Source organism: Mesobacillus jeotgali, assembly GCF_014856545.2.
Taxonomy (GTDB): Bacteria; Bacillota; Bacilli; order Bacillales; family Cytobacillaceae; genus Mesobacillus.
This window is the reverse complement of the sequence record NZ_CP109811.1, coordinates 2719397-2736195: the sequence shown is the minus strand read 5'-3', so window position 1 is coordinate 2736195 and position 16799 is coordinate 2719397. Positions and strand designations below refer to the sequence as shown.

The 16799-nt window shown below is 38.7% G+C and carries 17 protein-coding genes and 1 pseudogene; 15 read left to right on the top strand and 3 right to left on the bottom strand.

Annotated elements, in window-relative coordinates:
• The 4 genes and pseudogenes from FOF60_RS13920 to FOF60_RS24435 all read left to right on the top strand — a co-directional run.
• On the top strand, positions 1-756 hold the full coding sequence (locus FOF60_RS13920) for a hypothetical protein (protein ID WP_192471637.1): 756 nt from the start codon (positions 1-3) through the stop codon (positions 754-756).
• Between the two features lie 301 nt (positions 757-1057).
• Positions 1058-1978, top strand: coding sequence for a DUF1002 domain-containing protein (locus tag FOF60_RS13915; RefSeq protein WP_192471636.1), 921 nt, complete (start codon positions 1058-1060; stop codon positions 1976-1978).
• Positions 1979-2042: 64 nt separating this feature from the next.
• The gene (locus FOF60_RS24440) at positions 2043-2279 is read left to right on the top strand and encodes a hypothetical protein (RefSeq protein WP_319801530.1); all 237 of its coding nucleotides are present in this window, start codon (positions 2043-2045) and stop codon (positions 2277-2279) included.
• Positions 2280-2297: 18 nt separating this feature from the next.
• Positions 2298-2540: pseudogene (locus tag FOF60_RS24435) on the top strand (N-acetyltransferase family protein); the annotation flags it as partial.
• Positions 2541-2650: 110 nt separating this feature from the next.
• Here the strand turns inward: FOF60_RS24435 and FOF60_RS13905 are convergent.
• Positions 2651-3214, bottom strand: a complete 564-nt coding sequence (locus FOF60_RS13905) for a GNAT family N-acetyltransferase (RefSeq protein WP_192471635.1) — start codon at positions 3212-3214, stop codon at positions 2651-2653.
• A gap of 367 nt (positions 3215-3581) precedes the next feature.
• On the opposite strand from FOF60_RS13905, the gene FOF60_RS13900 reads away from it, so the two are divergent.
• Positions 3582-4052: a GNAT family N-acetyltransferase gene (locus FOF60_RS13900; protein WP_264647559.1), complete on the top strand. Its 471-nt coding sequence runs from the start codon at positions 3582-3584 to the stop codon at positions 4050-4052.
• Between the two features lie 159 nt (positions 4053-4211).
• On the top strand, positions 4212-4721 hold the full coding sequence (locus FOF60_RS13895) for a hypothetical protein (RefSeq protein ID WP_192471634.1): 510 nt from the start codon (positions 4212-4214) through the stop codon (positions 4719-4721).
• A 78-nt stretch (positions 4722-4799) separates the two neighbouring features.
• Here the strand turns inward: FOF60_RS13895 and FOF60_RS13890 are convergent, their stop codons facing one another.
• Together FOF60_RS13890 and FOF60_RS13885 are read right to left on the bottom strand one after the other, a co-directional pair.
• Complete coding sequence (locus tag FOF60_RS13890; protein WP_225650107.1) at positions 4800-6884, bottom strand: peptidoglycan D,D-transpeptidase FtsI family protein; 2085 nt, start codon at positions 6882-6884, stop codon at positions 4800-4802.
• 128 nt (positions 6885-7012) lie between these two features.
• Entirely contained in the window at positions 7013-7921 is a 909-nt protein-coding gene (locus tag FOF60_RS13885) for a VanW family protein (protein ID WP_225650105.1), read from the bottom strand.
• A gap of 332 nt (positions 7922-8253) precedes the next feature.
• Here FOF60_RS13885 and FOF60_RS13880 point away from each other — a divergent pair, with 332 nt between their 5' ends.
• The 9 genes from FOF60_RS13880 to FOF60_RS13840 all read left to right on the top strand — a co-directional run bounded on the left by FOF60_RS13880 (position 8254) and on the right by FOF60_RS13840 (position 16722).
• Positions 8254-8652 carry a GntR family transcriptional regulator gene (locus FOF60_RS13880; protein WP_192471632.1) on the top strand — a complete coding sequence of 133 codons (399 nt, stop codon included), beginning with the start codon at positions 8254-8256 and terminating at the stop codon, positions 8650-8652.
• The gene (locus FOF60_RS13875) at positions 8636-9535 is read left to right on the top strand and encodes an ABC transporter ATP-binding protein (RefSeq protein WP_192471631.1); all 900 of its coding nucleotides are present in this window, start codon (positions 8636-8638) and stop codon (positions 9533-9535) included. Before FOF60_RS13880 ends, FOF60_RS13875 begins: the two co-directional genes overlap by 17 nt.
• Positions 9510-11465 carry a DUF6449 domain-containing protein gene (locus FOF60_RS13870; protein WP_192471630.1) on the top strand — a complete coding sequence of 652 codons (1956 nt, stop codon included), beginning with the start codon at positions 9510-9512 and terminating at the stop codon, positions 11463-11465. Before FOF60_RS13875 ends, FOF60_RS13870 begins: the two co-directional genes overlap by 26 nt.
• Before the next feature lie 67 nt (positions 11466-11532).
• On the top strand, positions 11533-12054 hold the full coding sequence (locus FOF60_RS13865; RefSeq protein WP_225650103.1) for an RNA polymerase sigma factor: 522 nt from the start codon (positions 11533-11535) through the stop codon (positions 12052-12054).
• 101 nt (positions 12055-12155) lie between these two features.
• The gene (locus FOF60_RS13860) at positions 12156-12854 is read left to right on the top strand and encodes an ABC transporter ATP-binding protein (RefSeq protein ID WP_192471629.1); all 699 of its coding nucleotides are present in this window, start codon (positions 12156-12158) and stop codon (positions 12852-12854) included.
• Entirely contained in the window at positions 12844-14190 is a 1347-nt protein-coding gene (locus FOF60_RS13855; RefSeq protein WP_192471628.1) for an ABC transporter permease, read from the top strand. Before FOF60_RS13860 ends, FOF60_RS13855 begins: the two co-directional genes overlap by 11 nt.
• Before the next feature lie 331 nt (positions 14191-14521).
• Complete coding sequence (locus FOF60_RS13850; protein WP_192471627.1) at positions 14522-15433, top strand: ABC transporter ATP-binding protein; 912 nt, start codon at positions 14522-14524, stop codon at positions 15431-15433.
• Positions 15426-16256 carry an ABC transporter permease subunit gene (locus tag FOF60_RS13845; protein WP_192471626.1) on the top strand — a complete coding sequence of 277 codons (831 nt, stop codon included), beginning with the start codon at positions 15426-15428 and terminating at the stop codon, positions 16254-16256. Before FOF60_RS13850 ends, FOF60_RS13845 begins: the two co-directional genes overlap by 8 nt.
• A 118-nt stretch (positions 16257-16374) precedes the next feature.
• Entirely contained in the window at positions 16375-16722 is a 348-nt protein-coding gene (locus FOF60_RS13840; protein WP_192471625.1) for a hypothetical protein, read from the top strand.
• Positions 16723-16799: the final 77 nt, after the last annotated feature.

The following is a 16799-nucleotide window of genomic DNA, read 5'->3' as shown; positions in this document are numbered from 1 at the left end:
ATGCGCAAAAATGTGCTCGTGCCTCTTTTATTTATTTTGATTCTACTTGCTGTCGGCATCTTGTATTGGTATTATCTAGCTCCTCCAGCAACTTTTCCAGACCAGGAGAAACTAGAGGCGATTTTGAGTAATCCATATAATAGAGTTGAAGTAGCGGAAATACAGGAAATGATTTTTCTTGATGATAAGCATGTGTATATTCCTTTCATTACACAAGATGAAGGCCATGGCATAAGTTTATGGGAGTGGAAGAAGCATGAGTGGCAGTTATCAGGCTTTTCTATCGGGAACATGCCGAAAGTCTGGAAGATAGATTCTGAGGACCCGTCATCACATTATATTATGTGGAATTTCCATCCGGAGAATAATCTGGATTATTTGACGTTTTTTTTGATTAAAGAACGCGGCTTCTCCGTCACTGAGGGAAAACAGCACTATGAGCCCGGCATTCAAATGGATTACAGGGCAGAGGCTGGGGAGAAGTCATATGGTTATACTTCAATTCCTTCAGATTGGCAAAAGTATATCGAAGCAGATAATAAACTGCTGGCAGCGATGAATGATTCTTTATTTGCTGATTTTTTTCCGCCAGCTCAATATTATTTTGGCTGGCAGTCAACATCAATCGATGGAACCATTGAGTATCCATCGTATCCAGATAATAATGGGTTTGGAAGCGGGGGTCAATCTACAGATACTATTAGATTTTTAAATGAAAATGAAATTTATTTAAACGAAACAGGCTCCTCAGAATAAAAAAACGTCATGAGATTATTTCCAATAAAGGTTTTATGTTGAAACTATTATCCATAAAAATTCGTAATAAATAGAGAACATTTAAGAGACGGGGGTTTATGGATAATTTGCTGGTCAACCTCTAGAAAGTAGAAGAAAATTGATTCAAGTATTTATATGTTCTATCATTGAAGGGTAAAGGCATAATATTAAGACAGCTAGAGTTCTAGTTATTAAAAGGTTAAGATTACTAGAGGATAATGGAATTTTTGACCTTGAAAGCAATTGAAAGAGACAGTTGTAGAAAAGGAGAAACTAAAACATGATTGTAAAGCGTATATTGAAATTCACAGCATTGATTAGTCTTATTGCAATTGTAATTGGAGGAGCAACTTTACCGGTGCTAGCTTCCAATGACAATGACGAGGATGTTATTAACGAAAAATACGGACCTCCAATAATTGTTTATGGGGAGGCACTGTCTGATCAGCAAAAAGCTGAAGTCAGGAATCTGCTGGGAGTCAAAGATTCTTCGAAAGTTAAGGAAATCGTCGTAACAGGAAAAGATCTTGTAACCTATATTGACGGAGATGAACATTCGAATATGTATTCATCTGCCAAAATTACCAGGAAGGATACTGGAGAGGGACTGGTAATCAACCAGGTCACTCCTGACAATATTACTGAGGTTACTGACGAGATGTATGCCAACGCGTTGTTGACTGCTGGGATTGAGGACGCTATTGTAGATGTCGCTTCACCGGTCAAGGTTACTGGCCACTCGGCTTTAGTAGGAATTTATAAGGCATATGATGAGGGTGAAGGAACGGCCCTGGATAAGGATCGAACCCAAGTTGCGAACCAGGAACTGAACCTGGCGACAAGACTGGCAAAAAAAGAGGGGCTTGACCAGGATAAAGTGAGTGAGCTCCTGACAGAAATCAAAAAAGAGATTGCTGCTCAAAACCCGGCAACAAAAGAAGAAATCGAGAAAATTATTGATGAAAAGCTAAAATCCCTTGAGATACAGCTTAGCCCTGAAGACAGACAGCTTCTAGTTGACTTGTTCAATAAGATGCGTGACTTGAACATCAATTTTGATAATGTTAAAACTCAGTTGGAAAACCTTTCAACTGATATCCAAAAGAGGATTGAGGAAGCTGTGGGAGACAAAGGGTTCCTAGAATTAGTCTCTAACTTCTTCAAAGAATTAATTGATAGTATTAAGAGCATATTTTCTTAAAACAGAGGGTTTTCCTCTGTTTTTTTAAAAGAGTATAGATATTCAGTGAAGTGAGGAGATCTAATTGATCATACGGCAAGCGGAAGAACGAGATACAGAGAGTTTTGCAACACTCATTCGAGAGGTTGAAAATACAACGAATTTCATGCTTTTTGGGCCTGGTGAAAGGAAATACAATCCTGACGCTCAAAGGGAAATGATAAAGGCATTTACGGCTGAGAAAAACTCTAATATACTTCTGGCTGAATCTGATCATGAACTAATAGGATATTTAATTGCAAAAGGAGGAAGTGCCAACTGAAATAAGCATACAGCTTATCTTGTTATTGGAATAAAGAAAGATTTCCGCGGTACCGGGATTGGCACGAGGCTCTTTGAAGAGCTTTTTAGCTGGGGGAAAGAAGCTGGAATTCGCAGGCTTGAATTAACGGTGATGTCAGAGAATAGGGCAGGAATAACTTTATACAAAAAGATGGGTTTTGAGGTTGAAGGAGTGAAGAAGGATTCATTGCTTGTCGATGGCCGATATAAAGATGAGTTCTATATGGCAAGAATTCTTTGATAAAGTATTTGGGTTGACATAAAAAAAGGCAAAATAGCTTTGAGTTCAAAGCTATTTTGCCTTTTTTTAATGCTTTAAGTATTTCTAAAGAAGTCCCTTACATCTTCATTTCATGAATGTTGCTGAGCTTCCCACTCTTCTCTTAATAATCCCATTTTTATTGAATCATAGTATTTTCCGTTATAGAGCCGGCATTTTCTGATCCGAGCCTCTTCAACCATTCCCAGTTTTTTACCGACTGTAAGCATCCTGGAATTGCCGGACCATGTAGTAAATCCGATTCTTGGAATAGGGAAGGTTTCAAAAAGGTGTGTAATCCATAATTTTAGGGCATCTGTCCCATAGCCGCCATTCCAATATTCTGGAAGATAAATGACAATTCCAATTTCCAGCCATTGTGAAGATTCATGTTCCCAATAATATGTCACCATTCCGATAATTTTGTCGTCTGCTTTAATCAGGTACTTTCTGTCATATCCCTGATGAATAAGGTTCGTCATTTGTTCTTTAAACTTATCAAGGCTTACCTGCCTAAGAGGATAGTAGGGTGAATCCCACTTTTTCCATTCTGGATGTTCGCCATTGTGGATTAGACCCCACCATGTGTCCAAATCCTGGTTTTTAATCTTGCACAATATGACCTGTTCACCTGATAATATATCTGGTGTCTGCATTTACCGTACCTCCTTAATAGATATGAGGCTAGACGCTTATTTTACTAATTCTCTTTCATTCTAGTATTTCCTGCGACAGATTAAAAATACAAGAAATGTTCAAAATCACAGAAAAAGAGACGCTGCAATCAGCGTCTCTTAGTTAGTTGCTTCATCATCTATAAATGCATTTTCATTAACTGCGAAGAAATTTAGTCCAGCGGCGATTGCGAAAGCTCCTCCAAGTAATGCGAATGTAGTGATCATTATGTAATCGCTCCTGTCATTAGTTGATTTTTGTTTTGTTACTACAAATATTCCCGCAGACGAATCTATTAAACCTATTATTACGAAAAAATGACAAAATAGTTAAACTGGAGGAAAAGTCGTGAAGTTATATAGCAGAAAATTGACGAGAGAGCTTGCAATGGATATTTTAAACTGGCATTATGACCCGCCGTATGATATATATAACAATCAGGTTACCGCAGATGCTATATATGAATTAATGAATGAGGGTTATACCGCAGTAAAAGACGAAACAGGAACTTTAATAGGGTTTTATTGCAGTGGCCAATCTGCCCAGGTTCCTGCTGGAAGGATGCTGGGTGCATATACTGAGCCGGCAATTGACATTGGAATAGGAATGCACCCTGAGTTAACAGGAAAGGGGAATGGTTACTTATTCTTTTCGTTTGTATTAAATGAGCTGACTGCATTAGACTCACATTCAATTTTCAGGCTAACAGTAGCTGGATTTAATAAAAGGGCAATTAAGCTTTATGAAAAAATGGGTTTTAGAGAGAAGTATCACTTCAAAACGGATATTAATGAATTCATTATCATGTTAAAGTGGTGAAGAAGTAATTCGTCATTGCGTTTTGGCAAGTGGGGACTTTTTCATAAAGTTGACCATAAATCATTTGAGTTTGTTAAATAATCCTTTTATAATGAAAAAGCTGTGTGAAATTCTGGTTTCACATTTGGCGATATATATAGCTTGAAGGGGAGTATAAGTATGAAGAAGTTTTTGATCTTACTGTCAGCGATTACATTCGCAATTGGGTTGACTGCATGTTCAGCGGAAAAAGAAGAAGCACAACCTGAAAAGAAAGAAACAGAAGAGGCTGCTAAGCCAGCTGCTAATCCTAAGAGTGTTATGTACAAATTCTATATGAACCTTGTGAGCTCTATCAACGAGGCTGATGCTGAACTTAATGCATATGAAGGAGAAGAAGATCCTAAGGCTCAAGCTGAATTGAAAGCGGCAGCAAGTGAATCAGCAGCTGCAGTAGCTACTAACGTTGAAGGCCTGGAAGTACCTGCAGAATTAGAAGATCAAAAAGCGGATATTGAAGCTGCACTTTCCGATATTGCAGAATCATACAAGTTAAAAGCAGAAGAGCTAAAGAAAGATGCTCCAGCTTTTGATGCTGCCGATGAAAAATTCGCACAGGGTGAGGAAAAGATTGGCGCTGCATTTGAAAGCCTTGATATGAATAAGCCATCTCTTGCGAAAGAATTGTAAACAAAAAGAATGGAATAGAAGCAGAAAAGCTGTGCCATATTGGCACAGCTTTTCTTTGTCCTGCGAAAGGACCACATATTATTCAGCAGTTTCATCAGCAGGTTCTTTAGTTCCGTTTTTCATGTTAAAGTATGCATCCATTACAGCACGGCCGATTTTTTTATTGGCTCCGTGGTCAACATTCCCCTGGTAGGCCCATGGTACGATTACTGCCATGGCGATTTCTGGATTGTCGTGTGGTGCATAGCCTACAAGGCTAAGATTCATCGTTTGGATCAGCTTCTCACCTTTTACACGGAATTGACCATCATAGAAAGCCTCTGCTGTTCCGGTTTTCCCAGCAGGCGAGTACGATGCTGTGCTGAAGTATCGATATGCCGTACCGCCGGGCTCCTGCATAACTTTTTTGAAACCGGTATGGACACGTTCAAGCCACTGATCCTTTATGTCAATATCGTTGAGTACATTTGGAGGAAAGGACTTATAGATTGGACCGAGCTCTTCGCCATTGTTGGAAGGCTCCCGGATTTCTTTTACGATCCTTGGCTGCATTCGGTAGCCCCCATTGGCTATCGTAGAGATATACTGGGCAAGCTGCATATTTGAATAGGTATCATATTGACCGATGACTAAATCGAGTACTTTACCAACTGGATAATTTGCTCCTTTTGCACCGGTTTGTTCATTTGGCAGGTCAATGCCTGTCCGGATGCCAAGGCCGAAAGTGGCAAAGGAATTGCGGATCTTATCCCAGACTTTCGGGTCTAGATTCAATGATTGCTGATAACGATAGACACCTTTTCCAATCTGGATGGCTGTGTGGAACATAAAGACATTGGATGACAACTTTAATGCCTCAATATCATTAGGGGTCCCTAAATAAGAATATGATTTTTTAATCGGAGTATCTTTTATTTCAAGTGCTCTATCATCAAACCTTGTAGATGAATTGATTGCACCTTCTTTATAGCCTGTCAAAACAGTCGCACCCTTTACTACAGAACCAACGTTAAAAGTTTTGGAAATGTTACCCAATGCATCATCTTCGAGGAAAACTTCTTTTGTCTTTTCATCCTTTACAATTTTCTTCCCGGCCATTGTCAATATTTCACCAGTGTTTGGATTCATCAATACAACATAAGCACTGTCAAGCAATGCTGTCCCCGGAGAATTTTTTGCTGCCCATAGTTCCTTTTCAATGATTTCCTCTACAGCAAGCTGGAGATCCATATCGATGCTAAGTACTAAATCTTTACCACGCTGGCCCTCTGATACTAATTCCTTTTCCAAAAGCTCACCGGATTTATCAGTCACATTCACAACTTTTTCTTTTTTTCCTTGAAGAACATCCTCATATTCCAGTTCGAGATAGCTTTTTCCTACACGATCATTTCTTGTATAGCCACGTGACATGAAATAATCGAGCCTTTCAGCCGGAAGACCTTCACTGCTGGTTGTAATCCTGCCTAATACTGGCTTGAAGGTGTCCTCAAATTTATATTCCCGGTCCCAATCTGTGGCAGCGTTGACGCCAGGAAGCAATGCCAGATTTTCATTGACCACCGCAAATTCTTTCCTTGTGACGTCCTTGTTTTTGATGATTTGCGGTACAAATTTATAGCCGCTGTTCATGATGCTGAAAATGGCCAATTCTTCTATATCCTGCTTAGTTAGTTGACTAAGGTGCTTTTCTGTAATTCTTTTAATTTGCAGTTTATATAAATCTTTATTTTTAAGCTTTTTATTTTTAAAAAGCTCCAATTCCTTTGTTTTTATTAGTTTTTCTGCTTCTTCTGGATTCTTGATCATCCAGAAATCCTTCATATCTCTCTCCCGGACTTTATCTGTATCTTTGTCAATGATTCGGGCCAACTTTGCGGCAACCTCGAGCATTTCTTTCTGTGAAGCCCCCTCATTCGTATATGTAATAGCATTCAGCGGCTTATTATCAACAATCACCTTATGGTTTCTGTCCAGCATTTTCCCTCGGGGGACAGGGTTATTGATTGTCACATCTTCCTTCCGGTTAATTTCGCGTTTATAATCTTCGCCATGGACGATTTGCACGATTCCAAGACGGAGGATCAGCAAAGAAAAGAGAATAAAGACGGAAAAGAACAAAATATTAACCCTGACTGGTGTTGGATTCTTTTTTTTAGGCAAGTTATCTCACATCCTATAAAAATATCATAACCATCTATTACCAATAGTGTACGTAAAGGTTCACATCATTGTAAAGGTTTTCCTATAAAATGAAAGGAATCCTTGGTTTGCAAGGATTCCTTTCTAAATCAATATGCTTCTTCGGGTATGGTTATACTGCTGTCTGTACTTGGTATTTTTCGTTTTTCTATATTGATTTCATCAGATGAGTAAATCATCACAATCATTTTTCCAGGATAAGTTTTTGCCCTGATCAAAATAGGCTGATTGTATTTGTTTTTAAATGTAAAATCTGGCCCATACCAACTGACTGTTGCGTCCCTGCCTGGAGGAACGTAGGGAACCTGTTTGCTATGGGAGTATCGCTCAAGGATTTTCATGCCAGAACGGTCAGCAGCATTAAATAGGGTTGATGATACCTGGCAAATACCTCCGCCAATTCCCTCTGATAATTCTCCTCTGACAATGATAGGTGCAGGCTGATAACCTTTTGAGGCGGTACGTTTGCCGACAACCTTATTGAAGGAGAAGGTTTCGCCGGGAAAAACAACATGGTTGTTGATCGCTTCTGCGGCTAGGTTGATGTTATGCGTCCGTTCTTTGTTTCTGCTATTGAAGTACGTTATATAATGGCCAATTAGATTGGTTCGAATATTGGCGATGATTTCACTGTCAACCTTCGGATAAATAGGTAAAGTAGGAACTTGTATTCTTGAATAGTGATGCTCAAAAAAACTTGCCGTGAATTCTTTCTTGAACTTTTTCTCATCAAGAATATACCCTACATCTTCAGGTATGATTTTTCCGTAATCGTCCAAACCTGCGTTTGTGGGTTCTTTCTTGACCTGGAGAGACAGCTGTTTATTTAAGGTTTCCAGCATCGTATGGTTAAGAATAGGATATCCAAACCATGAAATTGAAAAGTCTGAACGTTGCACATCCACAATTGATTCGCCATTCCAAACTAAATCTATATCATCATGATTATCTGCTGTACTGCCCGAAAGAATAAGTCCAATTGCCAGTAACCATTTCAACTTCTTCACCTCCCGTTTTATTATGGTTAAGCTGGTCATGTTTAATGTATTTTGGGTTTGATGGTGTTTATTGGAAAGGTTTTTAGCGCTCTAGGGTAAAAGCCGGGGTGCTTTTTTATTCGATTTTTTAAAAAAGTCTGTGATTTTATTTAAAATTTGTGTAAAATTACACTAAATAGATAAATTATCCTTTGAAAAGATTCCCTACTACAATTTCTTAATTTATCTTAAGAAATTATTAAGAAATTACCCCCTATTATTTTGGTATAAGCTGACATATAATTAAACTGTATTAATAATAATAGTACACTTAGTACAGATAGGGGGTCATTATGTTTGAGCTTGACCTGAGGAGCCGAAAACCGATATACGAACAGCTGGTAGATAAGATGAAAGAGCTGATCATAAATGAAGTGCTCAAACCTGATGAACAATTGCCTTCCGTGCGGCAAATGGCACAGCAATTGACTATAAACCCAAATACGATTCAAAAGGCATACAGAGAGCTTGAGGTACAGGGGTTCATTTATTCCTTAAAAGGCAAAGGGAGTTTTGTCAATCCTATGGACCCTGGCAAAGATGGTGATAAAATTCTTCAAGTGAAACAGGATCTTGAGAAGATCCTGCAGGAGGCATTATATCTTGGCATTCCTGCAGCGGATTTGCACGAGATGATTAGAAGAATTGATGGTTCGAAAGGGGGAAGCTGGCAAGATGATTCAAATGATTGAGATCAATAAAACATTTGAAAAACATGAGGCTGTAAAAAACGTCAATATGTCGATAAATAAAGGCTCAATATATGGGCTGATTGGATCAAATGGTGCAGGGAAGACAACCATCATTAAATTGCTGGCTGGAATTTACAAACAAGATTCTGGAAAGGTGCTTTTGGATGGCTCGCAGATTTTTGAAAACCAGGTTTTAAAAGAGAAAATCTTTTACATATCCGACCAGCCATATTTCTTTCCGCAGTACACAGTCAAGCAGATGGCGAAGTTTTATAAAAGCATTTACCCATCCTGGAATGAAGAAAGATTCTTGAAATTAGCCGGAATTTTTGAATTCAGTATGAACAAAAAATTGCAAACTTTTTCAAAAGGCATCCAAAGACAGGCTGCATTCTGGCTTGCCTTATCTACAATGCCAGAGTTGTTGATCCTTGATGAGCCTATGGATGGATTGGATCCCGTGGCCAGGAAAAAAGTAAAGAACCTCTTGATACAGGATGTTGCCGATAGGGAGATGACGATTTTGATATCCTCGCATAACTTGCGGGAAATTGAAGATATTTGCGACCATATTGGAATTTTGCATCATGGATCACTCCTATTGGAAAAAGACCTTGATGATCTCAAATCTGATATACATAAGGTCCAGGTAGCTTATAGAGGGGAAACGCCAAAACATTTGGAAAGTAAACTGACCATGCTCCATTGCGAAAGAAGGGGAAGTGTCATGGTTTGCATCATCAGGGGGAAAGAGGAAGAAATCGAGAAGGTTATCAACCAGACTGAGCCGGTTATTTTTGATATCCTCCCATTGACATTAGAAGAAATTTTTATATATGAAATGGGGGATATCGGCTATGCAATCAAAAATATCATTGTTTAACAAAGAAATGATCCTCCAGGTTGGAAGAAACGTTGGCTGGATATCTGTCATTTACTTTCTGGTTTTATTTTTTGCGATTCCATTAGAAATCATGATGAGATATTCCGGTGAAAATTACCGTGAGTTCATGCCGGTGCAAAGGTTGTTAGACTTCAATTATCCAATACAGTTCATAATGCTCATTACAGTACCAGTAATTATGGCAATCTTTCTTTACCGCTTCTTGCACGTCAAGCAGGCAGCTGATTTAATTCATAGTTTGCCACTGAAACGGCAGCAGATTTTCCACTTTTATACACTGACAGGCTTTGTGTTTCAAATTATTCCAGTCATTTTGATTGCGATGATCACTGCCATTATACACACTGCGTATGACTTGGATCTTTATTTTCAGCTTGAGGATATCTTCAGTTGGATGGGTATCGTCATTTTGTTTAACGCTGTACTTTATCTGTCAGGAGTATTCATAGCGATGGTGACCGGAATCTCTGTGGTCCAGGGTGTCCTGACATACATCATGCTCCTGTTTCCTGCTGGGTTCACTCTGCTGATCATTTATAATCTTGGATTAATGCTGTATGGGTTTCCAAGTGATTATTTTCAGATCAGGAATATAGAATATCTTTCACCTATCTCTCATTTGACTATATTAGAGGGCCAGGAAATATCTGCAAAAGCTGTTCTCCTGTATACAGTGTATGTGTTGATCTCATATGTCTTGTCCCTGCTAATCTATAAAAAAAGAAATATAGAAGCTGCTTCGGAAGCAATTGCTTTTAGAGCTCTAAAGGTTGTTTTTAAATATGGTGTGGCTTTCTGCATGATGCTTCTGGGCGGCATGTATTTCGATGCAATGCAGAATAAATTTGCCTGGCTGATATTTGGATACGCAGCAGGTGGAATCATTGGATATTTCGCTGCTGAAATGCTTCTTCAGAAAACATGGAGGGTTTTTGGAAGGGTGAGAGGTCTTGGATACTTTGCGGTAGCCATGGCGGTCTTGGTCCTGATCACTCAAGCGTTTGCTCCATATGAAAAAAAGGTGCCTGAACTTGATGAAATCAAAAGTGTTACTTACGCGAATCAAGTTTATATGGATCCGGATGATCGATTTGCTCCAAAACCACTATCCCAGCGAGAGAATATAGAGGCAGTCCGGAAGTTCCACGAAAGTATAATCAAGAATGAAAAAACGAATGAACTAGCAATGGAGTCCCAGGAATTTGCTCTCTTTATCTATGAATTGAAAAATGGTGAAAAACTGGTTCGCCAGTACACCATCGATCGATTTGATTATGAGTCCCAAATGAGAGAGATTTATGAGTCACTTGAGTATAAGCATGCACACCAGCTTATTTTTAAAATGAATACTGATGAAATTACCTCCATTAGAATAAATAAACACATAACTGAAAGCCCGTTGACGATAACCGATGAGGAGAAAATTAACCAGGCTATCGAAATTTTGAAAAAGGAAATTGAGCAAGAACCTTTTTCGATTGATTATTATTCAGTAGGTAACACATCATCGATTGAAATTATGTCAGGTATAAACAATTACGACCATATTGAATTGAAGTATTCATATAAAAGCTTCCTCACATGGCTGGAGGAAAACGGCATGCTGAAAGAAGCGATTGTGACACCTGATGATATAGACCATATTGTCGTAACAAATGTTTCAATAGAACAGGAACAATTCAAAGAATTTCATGAAGAAGAATTAATTAATCGTATTATGAACGATGAAAATGCCCTTAAAATAAGTGATTATGATCAGGTGTTCTCAGCGATTAAGAACGCAGGTTATGGATTGTTTAATGAAGAACCGTATACCGCCATTTTTGTATACAAAACAGGGAATCACAAAGAGATTCGTACATTTAGCGATAAAGATGTACCTGCATTCATCAAGGGGCATTTTAAGTAAAACCACTAGACAAAAATTGTAAGCAGCGAAGCTTGCAAGAATGAGTAACAGGGCAAGGGGGATGGATATGGCTAAGATTGATTTTGACGAGCTTTACAGAATTCACGGTAAAAAGCTTTGTCAAATTGCTTTCAGTATTACGAAAGACAAACATCTTGCAGAAGATGTAGTCCAGGAGACTTTCATAAAGGCATATAAAAAAGCAGATACCATCATTGATACACATAAAATCGGTTCTTGGCTAGCGGCAATCGCAGCAAGAACAGCCATTGATTATCTGCGGGCAGAGAAAAGAAGAAAATGGCTTCCATCTGACCAGAGCATCATGGAGCAAATTTTCAGTGATTATGATACAAATCAATCGCTTGAAAAGGAAGTCGAGATCATCCTGTTTAAAGAGGAAATCCAGCATATGCTCTACTTGCTGACGAGAGAGTATCAGCAGGTGCTGGTATTGAGGTTCCAATATGGATTAAAAGAGGATGAAATCGCCTGCAGATTGAATATTAAATCAGGTACAGTCAAAACACGTCTCCACAGAGCTCGGAAACAATTGAAAAAAGTTATGTCAGAGAAGTACCCAGCCTAATATTTCTATATGGGCGATTAACCAATCGCCTTTTTTTTCTGCTAAATTGGTGGTAAATAATACAATTTATTCAAAAAATTTGAAGAAAAAGAGGTGCGTCAATGATATCAATAAACAATTTAAGCCACGAATTTGAAATCGGCAAGAAAGGGAGAAAAACAGTCATTCCTGTGTTGAAGAATGTTTCATTAAAAGTGAACAAAGGAGAAATCATGACGATTGTAGGCAGGAGCGGATCTGGTAAATCTACACTTCTCAACCTTGTCAGCGGATTTATAAGGCCAAAAGAAGGAGAAATCATAATCAATGGGATTAAAACATCTAATCTAAACGAAACGAAATTTGCCGATTTTCGGATCGAGCATCTTGGGTTTATTTTTCAAAGCTTCCAACTGATCCCAAGTATGACGGCCTATCATAATGTTGAGCTTCCTCTTATTTTTAAGGGAGTGAAAGAGGAGGAAAGGAAACTTAGAACCAATGAAATCCTTGATATGGTGGGATTATCTGACTATAGGGATCATTATCCTGGCGAACTTTCAGGAGGACAGCAGCAAAGGGTAAGCATCGCCCGTGCACTTATCGTCAATCCTCCAATCATTCTTGCTGATGAACCCACCGGCAGTCTGGACTCGGAAACAGAAGAAGATTTACTCAAATTCATCATTAAATTAAACAGAGAGCTTGGCATTACATTTTTAATCATTACCCATGATGACAAGGTTGCCCAAATTGGCCATCGTACCATTGAGTTAAGGGATGGCAAAGTTGTCGAGGAGGTACTAGCAAATGAGGCTTAAAGATCAATTTCAATTCGTTAGGCAAAATATGAAAAAGAACAGGACACGGTTGTTCATGACCATACTGGCCACGGCTATGAGTGTAGCATTCCTGATTGTGCTAGCTTCAGTGGGTTTTGGTCTCCATAAATCAATCGTAAAAGAAACGCTGGAAAGAAGGATTGTGACAGAAATCGAAGTCCCTGGAAAAGAGGAGCCGAATAATGGCTTCAGACAGCTGACGGATGAGGATATTTCCTACTTTGAAGAAATTGATGATGTAAAGGCTGTGACTAGAAGGAAAAACCTGCAGAATTATAGGTTTGAAGCGGATGAACACCAGACAAATGCCCAGGCAGTGGTTGCCCATATGCCGTCTGAAACAAAAGCTGGTCTCGAACTTTCGGAAGGCCGGCTTCCAAAAGCAGAGAATGAGGTGGTCGTTGGGTATCATTTCTTCCAGGATCTTCGCCCAAATAAAGAGATAACTGAAGATCTTTACAATGAAAAGGGACAGATAAAAGAAGAATTCCGTTATAAAGGCGAGTTGGTCGGCAAGCAAATCACCATGGATGTTATCAAGTTTGAAGACGGCAAAGAGGTAATAAAACCTTTGGAAGTAAAGGTAGTCGGTATCCGCAAGAAACCAACAAAGGAATGGATTTATGACAATGTAGTATTTGTTTCTGAAGGAGTTCTTAAGCAGGTTGAAGAATTTACGGGTACTCCACGCGGAATGATGAAGGATCCAAACAATCCTGACATGGAGCTGCCGGACATCTCTACTGATCAATATGATCAAGTGAATATATACGCTCAAGATATGGAAGCAGTAAAAGACATCACAGCTGAATTAGAGAAAAATAATTATCCGTCCTATTCGGTCATAAATGAGCTCAAGGATGTTAACGTCATGTTCACGATTGTTAAAGCAGGATTGATTTTTATAGGCACAATTGCAATCATTATTGCTTCGATTGGAATTTATAACACAATGACTATGGCTGTTACAGAAAGGGCACCTGACATTGGTATCATGAAGGCAATTGGGGCTAATCCAAAGACAATCAAAAAAATCTTCTTGCTCGAAAGCAGCTATATCGGACTGATCGGGGCAGCGGTCGGAACTCTTGTTGCTTATGCCATCAGTTTCATCGTGAATTTTGGACTGCCGCTGATCATCAAGCAGGCTTTTGGTGAAGAACCTCCGGCAGGGCTGATTTTCAGCCATATCCCATACACCTTGCCAATCATCAGCTTTATCATCTGCTACCTTGTCACGATTCTGTCCGGTCTGCGTCCTGCACAGCGTGCCACTAAAGTTGATGTTCTCCAGGCAATGAGAAGGGAAGTATAAGAAATTTTGATAAGCAGGGGATTCGGTAATTAATAGATACCGATTGGCGTCTGAAAAAGCAAGATTATGGAAAAAAAGGTCACCAATGCAGCCGATTCGAGTCCGAAAAAGCAAGATTATGGAAAAGTAGATCATCAATAAAGCTAATAAGGTTAAGGACCAGTCGTGAATTCTGGTCCCTTTTTATGTTCATTAAAAGAGCATGTGATGAAATGTTGGTCTAGTGAACAACGACCAAACATCAACCAAAAAAAACTTAATCTTGATTGAACGTTTTTCGTACATCGGCCGTCTTATGATAAAGATGTAAGCAAACACAGGGGGTAGCAGTATGTCGCAAAGTGTAATCAAACTGGATGCAGTCTCAAAGCATTTCGGTGACCAAATGGTGCTTAGCAACGTGTCTATGAGCGTGAAGGAAGGAGATATTGTAGGCCTTCTTGGCCCGAATGGTTCTGGGAAAACAACAATGATCCGGCTTATGAACGGTGTCATCAACCCAACAGACGGAAAGTTGTCAATTCTCGGCATGGACCCGGGAATCGAAGGTGATACGATTAGGAAAGCAACTGGGATTCTAACTGAAAATGCGGGTCTGTATCATGAAATGTCTGGATTAGACAATCTAATCTTTTTTTCCAAGCTATATGGAAACTTTGATTTAAAGCAAATTCACCTTTACTTAGAGGAATTTGATCTTGCCGAGCATATGCATAAAAAAGTAGGTGCATTTAGTACAGGGATGAAGCGTAGGTTGGGGATCATCAAGGCAATCCTCCATAAACCTAGACTCCTTTTTCTGGATGAACCTACGAATGGGCTTGATCCAGAAGGAATAAAATTGGTTCTTAAATTCCTCAAGGATTTAAATGTGCGGGAAGGAACGACCATATTTCTATGTTCACATATCTTGCACCAATTAGAGCATGTATGTAAAGAGTACTTTTTTCTGAATGACGGAAAAATAACGGATTATGGCAATATAAATGAACTGCAAAAAAAGTACGTCAGTCAAATTGAATTGAAAGTTATTACTAATTTATTGCCAACTGAACCTCAATGGGGAGGTTATCCAGTTTCAAAAAAAGATAAAAATACTTTGCAGTTTTTATTGCCTTCAAGTGAACATATAACTCCGTTGCTTCAAAAAATCATCCGTGATTTTTGGATACACCATGTGGAAATTGAAAATAACGATTTGGAATCCTTATATTTTAAGATCAGGAGTGGAGTCAATGAATAAAAAGTTAATATGGCTTGTAGCTGCTAAAGATATCAGGGGAATAACCAGCTCGACTCAGGTTTGGCTGGGGCTCATCTTGTTGCCGCTGATTTTTTCGGTGATCTTTCCGCTGGCTTTTATTCTTTTGGTTAAGAATGTTCCAATTTCGTCACTAGATTTAATTGATTTAGTGGACAATGTATTAAAGGGCCTAAAAGGTACAAATAGCGGGGAAATGATAGGCAGTCTTCCTAGTTTGAAACACCAAATTATTTTCGTAGTTGTGAATTACCTGCTGGGTTCGATATTTTTACTGATTCCGACCATTAATGCAATGATGATTGCTCTTCATAGCTTTGTTGGTGAGAAAGAAAAACGGACCATGGAAACACTGTTGTTTTCTCCTATTACTGTAAAGGAATTATTTATTGGCAAAGTACTTTCAGCTTTCATTCCATCTATCATTATAACTTGGGTGAGTTTCTTACTGTTTGGAGTCATCACTGTAAGCTTAACTTATAATATGTTTGGTTATTTGATTTTCCCAAACGCGAATTGGCTCATCCTGATGTTATGGGTCGTTCCAATGATCACAATCCTCACTATCCTGGTAAATGTGTTCGTCTCTGCCAGGGCAAAAGGATTTCAGGAGGCTCAGCAGCTAGGGGGAATCCTGATTCTTCCGATCATGGTTCTCTTTATAGGCCAGGCAACGGGTTTTTTAATCATTAAGCCCTTATTACTTACTTTAATAGGTGTCATCATTTTAATTTTAAATTTTCTCTTATTAAAAATGATGACAAAATATAATGATCGTAATACTTTATTTGAAAAGCAAATATAGCTTTTATATTGTACCGCACCTTGATTTAATTTCAGTTAGCAGCAGAAATTGTATATGTATAGATTGTTTAACTTTGGAAAAGTCTAATCCTATCGATAACATCACAGGGGGATAGGATATGTCAGTTATTGTTATTCAAACTTTTGAAATGAAACAGGATAAATTTCCGGATGGCATCAAAAATTTACGTTTAATACAAAATTTCCGGAACGAGCAATATGACCACAGGGTGGAGCTCTTATCTCCGATTTCTGGTGAAGACCATACTTATGCATTGATATCCACATATGAAGGTCTGGCTGAAATGGAGCTGCAAAACAAAAAGATGTTTGAGGATGAGGAATATAAAAAGCTCATTGGTGAGTTCTTTTTAGAAAATATCGTGCAAGGAAGCATGTACACTCAGATGTATCGCACAATGACTGGTCTAAGCAGTGACTCCGAATCAGAAAAAGACAAGAAATAATTAGTGCAAAGTCGATTCCCTGGGGACTCGACTTTTTTCATGCCCTGAATGGTTGATACATAAATTTCAGTTGATTC